Source organism: Pseudomonas sp. H1_F01 (assembly GCF_054681425.1).
Genome location: NZ_CP162823.1, coordinates 36,823 through 51,140, shown reverse-complemented (window position 1 = coordinate 51,140; position 14,318 = coordinate 36,823). Strand labels below are relative to the sequence as shown.

Here is a 14,318-nt window from a genome sequence, read left to right as displayed (position 1 = left end):
CGGGCGCCCAGAGAGAAGAGGCACGACGATGAGTGCACTGGTTGGCGTGATCATGGGCTCCAAGTCCGATTGGTCCACCCTTAGCCACACCGCCGATATGCTGGAAAAGCTCGGCATCCCTTACGAGGTGAAAGTGGTCTCCGCCCACCGTACCCCGGACCTGCTGTTCCAGTACGCCGAAGAGGCCGAGGCGCGTGGCATCGAGGTGATCATCGCCGGTGCCGGTGGCGCCGCCCATTTGCCAGGCATGTGTGCGGCCAAGACCCACCTGCCGGTGCTGGGCGTGCCGGTCCAGTCTTCGATGCTCTCGGGCGTCGATTCGTTGCTGTCGATCGTGCAGATGCCAGCCGGCATCCCGGTCGCGACCCTGGCCATCGGGAAGGCCGGCGCGATCAACGCGGCCCTGCTGTCGGCGAGCATCCTGGGCGCCAAGCACCCACAATTTCATACCGTGCTGAAAAAATTCCGCGCTGAGCAGACAGACAGCGTCCTGGACAATCCAGACCCACGCATTGCCTGAGGTTGTTGACGAATGAAGATCGGTGTAATCGGTGGCGGCCAGTTGGGTCGCATGTTGGCCCTGGCAGGTACACCGCTGGGGATGAACTTCGCTTTCCTGGACCCTGCGCCGGACGCTTGTGCCGCGGCGTTGGGTGAACACCTGCGGGCCGACTACGGCGACCAGGATCACCTGCGCCAATTGGCCGATGAAGTCGACCTGGTGACCTTCGAATTCGAAAGCGTCCCGGCCGAAACCGTGGCCTTCCTGTCCCAGTTCGTTCCGGTCTACCCGAGCGCCGAAGCCTTGCGGATCGCCCGTGACCGCTGGTTCGAAAAGAACATGTTCAAGGACCTGGGCATCCCCACGCCGGCTTTTGCCGACATCCAGTCCCAGGCCGACCTCGACGCCGCCGTCGCTGCCATCGGCCTGCCCGCCGTGCTCAAGACCCGTACCCTGGGTTACGACGGCAAGGGCCAGAAAGTCCTGCGCAAACCTGAAGACGTGGTCGGTACGTTCGCCGAACTCGGCAGCGTGGCCTGCCTGCTGGAAGGCTTCGTGCCGTTCACCGGCGAAGTCTCGCTGATCGCCGTGCGTGCCCGTGACGGTGAAATCCGTTTCTACCCGCTGGTGCACAACACTCACAAGGACGGCATCCTCAAGCTGTCCGTCGCCAGCACCGACCATCCGTTGCAGGCCCTGGCCGAGGACTATTCCAGCCGGGTACTCAAGCAGCTCGATTATGTCGGCGTGATGGCGTTCGAGTTCTTTGAAGTGGACGGCGGCCTCAAGGCCAACGAAATCGCCCCTCGGGTACACAACTCCGGGCACTGGACCACCGAAGGCGCCGAGTGCAGCCAGTTCGAAAACCACCTGCGGGCGGTCGCTGGGTTGCCGCTGGGGTCGACCGCCAAGGTCGGTGAGAGCGCGATGCTCAACTTCATCGGCAAGGTGCCGGACAGCGAGAAAGTCCTGTCGATCGCTGACTGCCATTTGCATCACTATGGCAAGGCGTTCAAGGCCGGGCGCAAGGTCGGTCACGCCAACCTGCGCTGCGCGGACCGGGCGACTTTGGCGCAGCAGATCATCAAGGTCGAGACGCTGATCGCCGAGCAATAATCCGCAACATCGGTGGAACCATTCGTCGGCTAACCTCTCTCATGGCTAAGTGCCAAAGCCTGATCGGGCTTTGGCATCGCTATCCAATCAGAGGGCAATGCCATGGGAATCATCGGAACCATTTTTATCGGCTTGATCGTTGGCCTGCTGGCACGCTTCCTGAAACCGGGCGATGACAGCATGGGTTGGATCATGACCATCCTGCTCGGTATCGGCGGTTCGTTGGCAGCCACTTACGGCGGCCAGGCCCTGGGCATCTACCAGGCCGGCCAAGGTGCTGGTTTCATCGGGGCCCTGGTGGGCGCGGTGGTATTGCTGGTGATCTACGGCCTGATCAAAAGAAACTGATCCAAATGCGACAAAGCCCTCTCTGCCTGGCGCGCAGAGGGGGCTAGAATGCCCGGCGTTGCACTTCCTACCCATTGCCGAGCCCATTCATGCGCCGTCTAGTGTTGACCCTTCTTTTGCTGGGCAGTGGCCTGGCCCATGCTGCCGAGCTGCCGGAAACCGACTGGCTCGAACTGATGCCCAAGTCGGACCAGAAAGCCCTCGAGGCCATGCCCGAAATTGACCACAACTCCCCCGAAGCCAACGGCACCTTCACCGAAAAAGGTGGCCTGAAGCAAAGCAAAGGCTTGCCGGCGGTGATGTATTCGACCAAGACCGTGGCGGCGATGAACGACAAGCACATTCGCATCGGCGGTTACCCGGTGCCGCTGGAAACCGACGCCAAGGGCCGCAGTACGCTGTTTTTCCTGGTGCCATACCCCGGCGCCTGCATCCACGTCCCGCCACCGCCGCCTAATCAGTTGGTGCTGGTGCGTTATCCCAAGGGCCTGAAGCTGGACGACATCTATACACCGCTGTGGGTGACCGGCACGCTGAAGATCGAAAAGGTCGACAACGACCTGGCGAGTGCGGCGTATGCGCTGGAGGCGGAGAAGGTGCGGGTGGTGCAGGAGGCGGATTTGTAGGTCTGGTACGAGTCCACTGTGGGAGCGAGCCTGCTCGCGATAGCGGACTGACCGTCAATATTTGCATCGACTGATACACCGCTATCGCGAGCAGGCTCGCTCCCACATTGGGGTTTGTGGTGTGGCTTAGAGCGGCTTGCTGCCGATGCTCACACCCAGGGTATGGCTGGCCTGCGGCAACAGCGTCACCACATCGTCCATCACGTTCGCCGTCTCGATGCACAGCATGCGCTGCCAGCCGTCGTCGGCCATGTCGCTGAAGGCCTTGGCGCGTTCGGTCCAGGGGTTCCAGATCACCGCCGAGCGCGAGCCGCTGCTGGTCAGCTCGATCCGGCGTTCCCACTGCGGGTCAATGATGCTCAGCTTTGGCGGGGTGTCGAGGTAGATGCGGTCGGTCTCGCCAGCAAAGTGCAGATCGCCGGCCTGGGTGACGGTTTTCCAGTCGTCCAGGGTCTCGATGTAGCTCAAGCCATCGACCCCTTCGACCTGCACGTTGCGCACGTCGCTCACGGCAAAGTAGCTGTGCAGCGCCTGGCTGAGGCTGACGGTTTCGCGGCCACGGTTATGACTGGTGAGGCGGATATGCAGTTGCTCGTCCATCACGATGGCCAGCGTCAGGTCGACCTGGTGAGGCCAGCCTGAAAGGCCGTTCTCGGGGTAGGGCAGCACGAACTCCACCTTGAGGCTTTCGCCTTCGGCTTCGATGCCTTTCAACTCCCAATCCATCGTCCGCACCAGGCCGTGGGCGGTGGCTGGGTCGTTGCTCACGCGCATGGCCTGGACGCTGTCGGGATTGAGCGTCAGGTTGCCGAACCACGGCCAGCACACCGGCACGCCTGCGCGGATGCTCTTGCCGGCCTTGAACGTGGCCTGGTCGTTGAGCCAGATCAGCGGCGGCTGGCCGTCCACTTGATAACTGAGGATATGCGCGCCTTGTTGGGCCACCAGCAACTCGGCCTGACCGTGGCGGATGCGCCAGGCGTTCAGTTCATCCAGTTTGACGGCTTCGACGTTGGGCGTAGGCATGTTGCAAATCTCGCTCGGGAACAGGGACTGCAATGGACCGCAAAACGGCCGCCGTGTTTAACGGGCGCGCGGCGGAACCGAGCGGGTGCGACCGCTGCCGTCGATGGCGACGAAGACAAACACCGCCTCGGTCACCTTGCGCCATTCACTGGATAGCGGGTCGTCGCTCCAGACTTCGACCATCATCTGGATCGAACTGCGGCCGATTTCCAGCGCCTGGGTGTAAAAGGAAAGCTGCGCCCCCACTGCCACCGGCACGAGGAACGCCATGCGATCGATCGCCACGGTGGCCACGCGCCCGCCCGCCACTTTGCTGGCCATGGCGGTGCCGGCCAGGTCCATCTGGGACACCAGCCAGCCGCCGAAAATATCGCCGAAGCCGTTGGTCTCGCGAGGGAGCGCGGTGATTTGCAGGGCCAGGTCGCCTTGCGGGATTGGATCTTCTTGTTCGAGCTCTATCATGCCGGGGGTGCCTCTGACCCGTAACGCTGTCTTGTACTTCAGGTGAATAGCCGTCTTTGTAAAAAACGATTCAGCCCGAACATACTGCGTTCGTCACGTTTTTCGTAAAGGCGTGCCAAAGGGAAACTCTGCGAAACCGGCTGGTTCTGGTACTACACCACCAACGACGTTTTCGCACAGCAACCCCTTACAGAGTACTGCAAGGTTGCGAGTATATCGGGCGATAGACGTCGAGACGACCACTCGGTTCTGATTTTGACTATCAAATACGCACCTCTATGTGCTTTTTCGAACAATTTGCTATCGTGCCGGACCTGCCCAGGCCCCCAACCCGTGTTACCAGGGTTGCAGAACCGACTATAAGAGAAGCCCTTGCCATGACCACTGCGCCTTCGAGCACGGCGACGCCCGCACAACCCGCACGTCCATTGACCCGCAACGATTACAAGACCCTGTCGCTTTCTGCCTTGGGCGGTGCGCTGGAGTTCTACGATTTCATCATTTTCGTGTTCTTTGCCACCGTGGTCGGCAAATTGTTCTTCCCTGCCGAAATGCCCGAGTGGCTGCGCTTGATGCAGACGTTCGGCATTTTTGCCGCCGGTTACCTGGCCCGGCCGCTGGGCGGGATCGTCATGGCCCACTTCGGCGACCTGCTGGGGCGCAAGAAGATGTTCACCCTGAGCATTTTCATGATGGCCGTGCCGACCTTGATCATGGGCCTGCTGCCCACTTATGCACAGATCGGCATGTGGGCGCCGATCCTGCTGTTGCTGATGCGCGTGATTCAGGGCGCGGCCATCGGCGGGGAAGTGCCGGGTGCCTGGGTATTCGTTTCCGAACACGTTCCGGCGCGCCACATCGGCTATGCCTGCGGCACGCTGACTTGCGGCCTGACGGCGGGGATTTTGTTGGGTTCGCTGGTCGCTACGGCGATCAACAGCATCTATACACCGGTGGAGGTGGCCGATTACGCCTGGCGGATCCCGTTCCTGCTGGGTGGCGTGTTCGGGCTGTTTTCGGTGTATCTGCGCCGCTGGTTGCACGAAACTCCGGTGTTCGCCGAGCTGCAACTGCGCAAGGCCCTGGCCGAGGAAGTGCCGCTGCGGGCCGTGTTGCGTGATCATCGCGGCGCCATCGCCATTTCCATGCTGTTGACCTGGCTGCTGTCGGCCGGCGTCATTGTGGTCATCCTGATGACACCGACCGTGCTGCAGACGGTGTACCACTTCAGTCCGACCACCGCGTTGCAGGCCAACAGCCTGGCGATCGTGTTCCTGAGTCTAGGTTGCATCGGTGCGGGTGTGCTGGCCGACCGTTTTGGTGCTGGCCGGGTATTTGTCTTCGGTAGCGGTTTGCTGCTGATCACGTTCTGGACCTTCTACCACTGCCTGTTCGACCACCCCGAGTGGCTGTTTCCGCTGTATGCCTTGAGTGGCTTGCTGGTAGGTACCATCGGCGCGGTGCCTTATGTCATGGTCAATGCCTTCCCGGCCGTGGTGCGTTTCAGCGGCTTGTCGTTCTCCTACAACCTGGCCTACGCAATCTTCGGCGGGTTGACGCCGATGATCGTGACCCTGCTGTTGAAAGAGAGCTCGATGGGGCCGGCGTATTACGTGGCGGCGATCTGTGGGATCGGGATTGTGGTGGGCGGTTATCTCTGGAAGAAGGGGCGCTAGCCCGAATCTTTCACTGACTGTACTGGCCTCATCGCGAGCAAGCTCGCTCCCACAAGGGTTCTGCGTTCACCGCAAATCCCCTGTGGGAGCGAGCTTGCTCGCGATTGGGGCCGCATGAATCATCTTGTAAAACTCGATACTGGCCTTTCATCCAATTGTCATATTTCAGCCATAGAGTGTTCACACGGCTTACCGATACTTGGCCGACTTAACACACCCTATCTGCTAGGAGTAAGGCATGAAACTGAAGCGTTTGATGGCGGCAATGACGTTTGTCGCTGCTGGCGTTGCGACCGCCAGCGCGGTTGCCGCTGGTGTTGACCCGGCAATTCCGTCTTACACCAAGACCACTGGTGTATCGGGCAACCTGTCCAGCGTCGGCTCCGATACCCTGGCTAACCTGATGACCTTGTGGGCCGAGAACTACAAGAAAGAATACCCGAACGTAAACATCCAGATTCAGGCCGCCGGTTCCTCCACCGCGCCACCTGCGCTCACCGAAGGCACCTCCAACCTGGGCCCGATGAGCCGCAAGATGAAGGACAACGAGCTGCAGGCTTTCGAAACCAAATACGGTTACAAGCCTACCGCCATCCCGGTTGCCGTGGACGCCCTGGCGGTATTCGTGCACAAGGACAACCCGATCCAGCACCTGACCATGGAACAGGTCGATGCGATCTTCTCGTCGACTCGCCTGTGCGGCGCTAAAGCCGACGTGAAAACCTGGGGCGACCTGGGTGTGACCGGCGACCTGGCCAACAAGCCAGTGCAACTGTTCGGTCGTAACTCGGTATCCGGCACCTACGGCTACTTCAAGGAAGAAGCCCTGTGCAAAGGTGACTACAAGCCAAACGTCAACGAACAACCAGGCTCGGCTTCGGTCGTGCAGTCGATCAGCTCTTCGCTGAACGGCGTTGGTTACTCGGGCATCGGCTACAAGACCGCCAGCGTGAAGACCGTGGCCCTGGCCAAGAAAGGCAGCACTGAGTTCATCGAAGACAGCGAAGAAAACGCCCTGAACGGCAAGTACCCGCTGTCGCGCTTCCTCTACGTTTACGTCAACAAGGCACCGAACAAGCCTCTGGCCCCGCTGGAAGCCGAGTTCGTGAAGCTGGTCCTGTCCAAGCAAGGCCAGGAAGTTGTAGTCAAGGACGGTTACATCCCGCTGCCAGCCAAAGTCGCCGCCAAGGCACTGGCTGACCTGGGTCTGTCGGAAGGCGGCAGCGTCGCCAAGAAGTAATACCTGAGCCCGGGCCGAAGTCCGGACTCCTGTGGGAGCGGGCTTGCTCGCGAAGAGGTCAGTGCATTCAACAGGGATGTTGACTGACTTTGCGAGCAAGCTGTCCCACAACCCCAAATTCCTGTCCGCTGCCGGTTTCCTCGGCGGCGGATTTGTTGCGTCACTGCATTGTCATCTTTCTGTCATACAGGATCGCTAGGGTGTGCGCATGAATGATCTGGCCAATTCCACAATGACTACGACTTCCCCTCCCAAGCGCATTGACTTCAATACGCCTGAGCTGCAACGCAAGCGCCGCATTCGCGCGCTCAAGGATCGCCTGACCCGCTGGTACGTGCTGGTCGGCGGCCTCGCCGTCCTGGCCGCCATTACGTTGATCTTCTTCTTCCTGGCCTATGTGGTGCTGCCCCTGTTCCAGGGCGCGGACCTGACCGCCAAGGACTCGATCACCCCGGCCTGGATGCAAGATGCCGGCAAACCCCTGATGATCTCCATCGAAGAGCAGAACCAAGTCGCCATGCGGGTTTCCGACAAGGGCCAGGCGCTGTTTTTCGATATCACCAGTGGTGCCGAACTGCGCCGTATCGACCTGCCGATTCCGGCCGGTGCCAGCGTGACCGCCATTGGCGAAGACCAGCCTGGCAGCCCATTGGTGGTGATCGGTCTGTCCAACGGCCAGGCCCTGGTATTCCGTCACACCTATAAGGTCAGCTACCCGGACGGCAAGAAAACCATCTCGCCTGCCGTCGAATACCCTTATGGCGAGACGCCGATCGTGTTGAACGAGCAGGGCGCGGCCCTGGAGCATGTCAGCCTCAACGCCACCGATTCGACCCTGCTGCTGGCCGGTTCCAGCGGTGCCCAACTGCAAGTGCTGTCGATCACCAGCGAAGAAAACATGATGACCGGCGAGGTCACCAGCGAGCAGACCCGCATCGATCTGCCACAGATGACCGAGCCGGTGAAGAACATCTTCGTCGACCCGCGCCAGCAATGGCTGTATGTGGTCAACGGGCGCGCCCAGGCCGATGTGTTCAGCCTGCGGGACAAGAGCCTCAACGGTCGCTACAAACTGCTCGAGAACGCCGACGCCCAAGTCACCGCCGCCACCCAGCTGGTGGGCGGAATCTCGCTGATCATCGGCGACTCCAAGGGCGGCCTGGCGCAGTGGTTCATGGCCCGCGATCCGGACGGCGAGCTGCGCTTCAAACAGATTCGTACGTTCCAGATGGGCACCACGCCGATTGTTGAAATCACCGCCGAAGAGCGTCGCAAAGGCTTCGTAGCGCTGGACGCGGCCGGCAAGCTCGGCGTATTCCACAGCACCGCCCACCGCACCTTGTTGGTGGACCAGGTGGTCGACGGCCAAGGCCTGTTCGGCATGTCGCCACGGGCCAACCGCCTGATCGTGGAGCAGGGCGGCAAGCTGCAACCGCTGACGCTGGACAACCCGCACCCGGAAGTCTCGTGGAGCGCGTTGTGGAGCAAGGTCTGGTACGAAAACTACGACGAACCCAAGTACGTCTGGCAATCGACCGCCGCCAACACCGACTTCGAACCCAAGCTGAGCCTTTCGCCGCTGACCTTCGGCACCCTGAAAGCCGCGTTCTACGCGATGCTGCTGGCGGCGCCACTGGCGGTTGCCGCGGCGATCTATACCGCCTACTTCATGGCCCCGGGCATGCGCCGCAAGGTCAAGCCGGTGATCGAACTGATGGAAGCCATGCCGACGGTGATCCTCGGGTTCTTCGCCGGCCTGTTCCTGGCGCCGTACGTCGAAGGGCACCTGCCAGGTATTTTCAGCCTGCTGATGTTGGTGCCAATCGGCATCCTGGTCGCCGGTTTCGTCTTCAGCCGCCTGCCGGAATCCATTCGCCTGAGAGTGCCGGACGGCTGGGAAAGCGCCCTGCTGATCCCGGTGATCCTGTTCGTGGGCTGGCTCTCGCTGTACATGAGCCCGTACATGGAAGCCTGGTTCTTCGGCGGTGACATGCGCATGTGGATCTCCCATGACCTGGGCATCACCTACGACCAGCGCAACGCCCTGGTGGTCGGCCTGGCAATGGGCTTCGCGGTCATCCCGAACATCTACTCCATCGCCGAAGACGCCGTGTTCAGCGTGCCGCGCGGCCTGACCCTGGGCTCCCTGGCCCTTGGTGCGACGCCGTGGCAGACCATGACCCGCGTGGTCATCCTCACCGCCAGCCCCGGTATCTTCTCGGCGCTGATGATCGGCATGGGCCGTGCGGTGGGCGAGACCATGATCGTGCTGATGGCCACGGGTAACACGCCGGTCATGGAAATGAACCTGTTCGAAGGCCTGCGCACCCTGGCGGCCAACGTGGCGGTGGAGATGCCCGAGTCGGAAGTCGGCGGTAGCCATTACCGCGTGCTGTTCCTGTCGGCACTGGTGCTGCTGTTGTTCACCTTTGTCATGAACACCCTCGCCGAGCTGATCCGTCAGCGTCTGCGCAAGAAATATTCGTCGCTTTAAGAAAGGTAGAAGTCTGTGAAACAGAACTCCCTGAAAGGATGGTTCAAGAGCGGCGCCCCCGGCGTCTGGATCAGCGGTGGCGCGGTATCCATCGCGGTCATCATGACCATTGGCCTGCTGGCGGTGATCACTGTACGCGGCCTGGGTCACTTCTGGCCGGCGGACCTGGTCCACGCCAACTACAACGTGCCGGGCATGCCTGAGCACCTGGTGGTCGGCGAAGTCGTGCAGAAAGAAGAAGTGCCGCGCGAGCGCCTGAAAAGCGCCGGCCTGCCGGTGCCGGACGAAGGCCCCGAGTTCATGACCCGCGAACTGATCAAGGTGGGTAACCGGGACCTGAACGGCACTGACTTCACCTGGATCGTCGGCGAGTGGCTGACCAACCAGACCACGCCGCCGGAACTGATGGCGATCGAGCGCCGTGAGTGGGGCAACTTCTACGGCTACCTGGTCAACGTCAAGGAAGACGGCAAGGTCATCGCCGAAGGCGAGGCCGCCTGGCCGCAACTGCAGGCTCGCGTACAGCGGGTCAACCAGTTGGCCGCCGAGCTCAAGACCTTGGAAAAAGTCGACATCGGTGCAATCAACGCTGGCCTGGAGCGCATCCGCCTGCACGGTCGCAAGCTGGAGCTGGACGGCAAGCTCGATGCCGCCGCCCAAGCCGACCTGGAAAGCGAGCGCGCCGAACTCAATGCCCGTTACAAGGACATCGAAGCGCGCCTGTCCGACCTGCATGCACAATTCAACCGCGACAGCCTGACTGCCCGCGATGCCAACGGCAAGGAAGTGGAGATCGGCATCGGCAAGGTGGTACATGCCTATCAACCGAACGGCATGGGCACGTTTACCAAGCTCGGTTTCTATTTCAGCAAGGTCTGGGAATTCCTCAGCGACGACCCTCGTGAGGCCAACACCGAAGGCGGCATCTTCCCGGCGATTTTCGGCACCGTGATGATGACCCTGATCATGGCGATGATCGTGACGCCGTTCGGCGTACTGGCGGCGGTTTATTTGCGTGAATACGCCCGCCAGGGCCCGATGACCCGCCTGATCCGCATCGCGGTGAACAACCTGGCCGGCGTTCCAGCCATCGTCTACGGTGTGTTTGGCTTGGGCTTCTTCGTCTACGTGCTGGGTGGTTCGGTCGACCGGCTGTTCTTCCCCGAGGCCTTGCCGGCGCCGACCTTCGGCACCCCAGGCCTGCTCTGGGCATCCCTGACCCTGGCGCTGCTGGCGGTGCCGGTGGTGATCGTGGCCACCGAGGAAGGCCTGGCGCGGATCCCGCGTACCGTGCGCGAAGGCTCCCTGGCCCTCGGTGCGACCAAGGCCGAGACCCTGTGGAAAATCGTCCTGCCCATGGCGAGCCCGGCGATGATGACCGGGATGATTCTCGCCGTGGCCCGTGCCGCCGGTGAAGTGGCGCCGTTGATGCTGGTGGGCGTGGTGAAACTGGCGCCGTCGCTGCCGTTGGACGGCAACTACCCGTACCTGCACCTGGACCAGAAGATCATGCACCTGGGCTTCCATATCTATGACGTGGGCTTCCAGAGCCCGAACGTCGAAGCGGCACGACCGCTGGTGTACGCCACGGCGCTGTTGCTGGTGCTGGTGATCGCCACGCTCAACCTGTCGGCGGTGTGGATCCGTAACCACCTGCGCGAGAAGTACAAAGCACTGGATAGCTGATTACACATTGATTTTCTGTGGGAGCGAGCCTGCTCGCGATGGCGTCACCTCGGTTCAAAGCCAGACCGAGTCGCCTGAATCGCGAGCAGGCTCGCTCCCACACAGACACATACACAGATTGGCATGGCCGCTCAGTGGCCAACCGAACCGAATTTGTTAGCACAGGGAGCCTCCCATGCAACACGAAGCACATACACACGGCATCAACATGTCGGCCCTGGGCCGCGACAAGCAGAGCCTGGACCTGGCCCAGGAAACCGTCGCCATCGAAGTGCCCGGCCTGAGTCTGTTCTACGGCGACAAGCAGGCGCTGTATGACGTCAGCCTGAACATCCCGAAACAGCGCGTCACCGCGTTCATCGGCCCGTCGGGCTGCGGCAAGTCAACCTTGCTGCGTACCTTCAACCGCATGAACGACCTGGTGGACGGCTGCCGTGTCGAAGGGGAAATCAACCTCTACGGCAACAACATCTACCGCAAGGGCGAAGACGTGGCCGAGCTGCGTCGTCGTGTGGGCATGGTGTTCCAGAAGCCCAACCCGTTCCCGAAAACCATCTACGAGAACGTGGTCTACGGCTTGCGCATCCAGGGCATCAACAAGAAGCGCATCCTCGACGAAGCCGTGGAATGGGCGCTCAAGGGCGCGGCGTTGTGGGATGAGGTCAAGGACCGCCTGCATGATTCGGCCCTGGGCCTGTCTGGCGGTCAACAGCAACGCCTGGTGATCGCGCGCACCATCGCCGTGGAACCGGAAGTGCTGCTGCTCGACGAGCCTTGCTCGGCCCTGGATCCGATCTCGACGTTGAAAGTCGAAGAACTGATCTACGAGCTCAAGTCCAAGTTCACCATTGTCATCGTGACCCACAACATGCAACAGGCGGCGCGGGTTTCCGACTACACGGCGTTCATGTACATGGGCAAACTGGTGGAGTTCGGCGACACCGACACCCTGTTCACCAATCCGGCCAAGAAACAGACCGAAGACTACATCACCGGTCGTTACGGCTAGTCGAGGCTGCCGCATAGGCGCACTGCGCTATCAGGATCAACATTTAACTGCTTGAAGCTTGCAGCTTGAAGCTTGCAACTTTCGCGGAGCGAACAAGATGATTTCGAAGGAAGGCCTTACTCACCACATTTCCGCACAGTTCAACGCTGAGCTTGAGGAAGTGCGCAGTCACTTGCTGGCCATGGGCGGGCTGGTGGAAAAGCAGGTCAACGATGCGGTGACCGCGCTGATCGAGGCCGACTCCGGCCTGGCCCAGCAGGTACGCGAAATCGATGACCAGATCAACCAGATGGAGCGCAACATCGACGAGGAGTGCCTGCGTATCCTGGCCCGTCGTCAGCCGGCGGCTTCGGACCTGCGCCTGATCATCAGCATCTCCAAGTCGGTGATCGACCTTGAGCGGATCGGCGACGAAGCCACCAAGATCGCTCGTCGTGCCATTCAGTTGTGCGAAGAAGGCGAAGCGCCGCGCGGTTATGTCGAGGTTCGCCACATTGGCGACCAGGTGCGCAACATGGTTCGCGATGCCCTGGACGCCTTTGCCCGCTTCGACGCCGACCTGGCGTTGTCGGTGGCCCAGTACGACAAGATCATCGACCGCGAATACAAGACCGCCCTGCGCGAGCTGGCGACTTACATGATGGAAGACCCACGCTCCATCTCCCGAGTGTTGAGCATCATCTGGGTGCTGCGTTCTCTGGAGCGTATCGGCGATCATGCACGCAACATCTCGGAACTTGTCATCTACCTGGTGCGCGGCACCGATGTGCGGCATTTGGGGCTCAAGCGGATGAAGCAAGAAGTTGAGGGCACCCCGTCCGAAACCGCTAATGTTCCGGGCGAAACGGACGATAAGTAAGATTGCCAAGAAAAGCGCCCGGCCTTCTGGTCGGGCTTTTTTTTGAGTTTTTTTTAATCGAAAGCAGCACCCCGCGAACGAAAAGTCCCGGCGTGACTGAAGGTTTTTGGCAATGTGCCATCAGTAAAAGCGGTATGCTTGCCGGGATTTTTTAGAGGTGTATCTGGATGAGTAAGGTCAGTGTGTTGGTCGTGGACGATGCTTCGTTCATTCGTGACCTGGTGAAGAAGTGCCTGCGCAACTACTTCCCGGGCGTGCGCATCGAAGACGCGGTGAATGGCAAGAAAGCCCAAGCCCTGCTGGCTCGCGAAGCGTTCGACCTGGTGTTGTGCGATTGGGAAATGCCGGAAATGTCCGGCCTGGAGTTGCTGACCTGGTGCCGCCAGCAGGACAACCTCAAGGGCATGCCGTTCGTGATGGTCACCAGCCGCGGCGACAAGGAAAACGTGGTCCAGGCGATCCAGGCCGGCGTTTCCGGCTACGTCAGCAAGCCGTTCACCAACGAGCAGCTACTGACCAAGGTCAAGCAGGCCCTGCACAAGGTCGGCAAGCTCGACACGCTGATGAACAGCGCCCCGACCAAGATGAACTCGGCGTTCGGCAATGATTCGCTCAGCGCCCTGACGGGCGGCAAGGCTCCGGTTGCTGCTGTTGCTTCGGCCCCTGCCGCGAATCCTTTTGCCAAGCCGGTCGCTGCTCCCGCCGCGGCTGTGGCTCCGGCCCGTGGCTTGCTCAACAGCCCTCCCGTCAAGGCACCGGTAGCCGCTGCTTCGGGGACCAACCGTGGCCAGGGCCAGTTGCGCCTGTCCAGCGGCACCCAGCAATGCGTGATCAAGGCTCTGAGCCTCAAGGAAGCATTGCTGGTGGTCAAGCGCACCGACACCCTGCCACAAGTGCTCGAAAGCGCCGTGCTGGACATGGAGCAGGGCGACAACGCTGAAACCGCTCGCCTCAACGGCTACCTGCACGCCATCGTCGCCCACGAGCAGACACCCGACAGCGAATGGTTGCAACTGACGTTCCGCTTCGTCGACAAAGACCCGCAGAAACTCGACTATATCTCCCGCCTGATCGCCCGCGGCACCGCCCAGAAGCACTTCGTACCAGGCGCCTGATTCGGCGGCGCCCTGAGTCCGCTATCGCGAGCAAGCTCGCTCCCACAGTGATTTGTGTAGGCCACAGTTTTGTGCCTAGGCAAATCTCCCTGTGGGAGCGAGCTTGCTCGCGATGGCGTCATCCCTCTCGGTAAAGCTCCTTAACATCCGCTTGCGGCC

Annotated in this window: 13 protein-coding genes; 11 read left to right on the top strand and 2 right to left on the bottom strand. The window is 61.1% G+C overall.

The window, feature by feature from the left end; genetic code table 11:
* Positions 1–28: 28 nt before the first annotated feature.
* From purE to AB4O09_RS00250, 4 genes are all read left to right on the top strand, one after another.
* A complete protein-coding gene (gene purE / locus AB4O09_RS00265; protein WP_003196369.1) occupies positions 29–520 on the top strand; it encodes a 5-(carboxyamino)imidazole ribonucleotide mutase in 492 nt (163 codons plus the stop codon).
* 12 nt (positions 521–532) lie between these two features.
* Positions 533–1,618: a 5-(carboxyamino)imidazole ribonucleotide synthase gene (locus AB4O09_RS00260; RefSeq protein ID WP_003196370.1), complete on the top strand. Its 1,086-nt coding sequence runs from the start codon at positions 533–535 to the stop codon at positions 1,616–1,618.
* A gap of 102 nt (positions 1,619–1,720) precedes the next feature.
* Positions 1,721–1,966, top strand: a complete 246-nt coding sequence (locus tag AB4O09_RS00255) for a GlsB/YeaQ/YmgE family stress response membrane protein (protein ID WP_003196372.1) — start codon at positions 1,721–1,723, stop codon at positions 1,964–1,966.
* A gap of 89 nt (positions 1,967–2,055) precedes the next feature.
* Complete coding sequence (locus tag AB4O09_RS00250; protein ID WP_013691991.1) at positions 2,056–2,592, top strand: DUF3299 domain-containing protein; 537 nt, start codon at positions 2,056–2,058, stop codon at positions 2,590–2,592.
* A 126-nt stretch (positions 2,593–2,718) separates the two neighbouring features.
* Here AB4O09_RS00250 and AB4O09_RS00245 read toward each other — a convergent pair whose 3' ends face one another.
* Positions 2,719–3,618: a D-hexose-6-phosphate mutarotase gene (locus AB4O09_RS00245; protein ID WP_003196376.1), complete on the bottom strand. Its 900-nt coding sequence runs from the start codon at positions 3,616–3,618 to the stop codon at positions 2,719–2,721.
* 57 nt (positions 3,619–3,675) lie between these two features.
* Complete coding sequence (locus AB4O09_RS00240) at positions 3,676–4,080, bottom strand: acyl-CoA thioesterase (protein WP_003177184.1); 405 nt, start codon at positions 4,078–4,080, stop codon at positions 3,676–3,678.
* Between the two features lie 377 nt (positions 4,081–4,457).
* Between AB4O09_RS00240 and AB4O09_RS00235 the strand changes: the two genes are divergently transcribed.
* From AB4O09_RS00235 to AB4O09_RS00205, 7 genes are all read left to right on the top strand, one after another.
* Positions 4,458–5,756 (top strand): MFS transporter, encoded by a 1,299-nt coding sequence (locus AB4O09_RS00235; RefSeq protein WP_003196378.1) that lies wholly within the window; start codon positions 4,458–4,460, stop codon positions 5,754–5,756.
* A 238-nt stretch (positions 5,757–5,994) separates the two neighbouring features.
* Positions 5,995–6,996 (top strand): phosphate ABC transporter substrate-binding protein PstS, encoded by a 1,002-nt coding sequence (locus AB4O09_RS00230; protein WP_003196380.1) that lies wholly within the window; start codon positions 5,995–5,997, stop codon positions 6,994–6,996.
* A gap of 208 nt (positions 6,997–7,204) precedes the next feature.
* Entirely contained in the window at positions 7,205–9,490 is a 2,286-nt protein-coding gene (locus AB4O09_RS00225; protein ID WP_003196382.1) for an ABC transporter permease subunit, read from the top strand.
* A 15-nt stretch (positions 9,491–9,505) separates the two neighbouring features.
* Positions 9,506–11,176, top strand: coding sequence for a phosphate ABC transporter permease PstA (pstA, locus tag AB4O09_RS00220; protein ID WP_003196384.1), 1,671 nt, complete (start codon positions 9,506–9,508; stop codon positions 11,174–11,176).
* Positions 11,177–11,351: 175 nt separating this feature from the next.
* The gene (gene pstB, locus AB4O09_RS00215) at positions 11,352–12,185 is read left to right on the top strand and encodes a phosphate ABC transporter ATP-binding protein PstB (protein ID WP_003196386.1); all 834 of its coding nucleotides are present in this window, start codon (positions 11,352–11,354) and stop codon (positions 12,183–12,185) included.
* A gap of 97 nt (positions 12,186–12,282) precedes the next feature.
* Positions 12,283–13,044 (top strand): phosphate signaling complex protein PhoU, encoded by a 762-nt coding sequence (phoU, locus tag AB4O09_RS00210; RefSeq protein ID WP_003196388.1) that lies wholly within the window; start codon positions 12,283–12,285, stop codon positions 13,042–13,044.
* 167 nt (positions 13,045–13,211) lie between these two features.
* Positions 13,212–14,159 (top strand): response regulator, encoded by a 948-nt coding sequence (locus AB4O09_RS00205; protein ID WP_003196390.1) that lies wholly within the window; start codon positions 13,212–13,214, stop codon positions 14,157–14,159.
* The last annotated feature ends 159 nt before the right edge of the window (positions 14,160–14,318 follow it).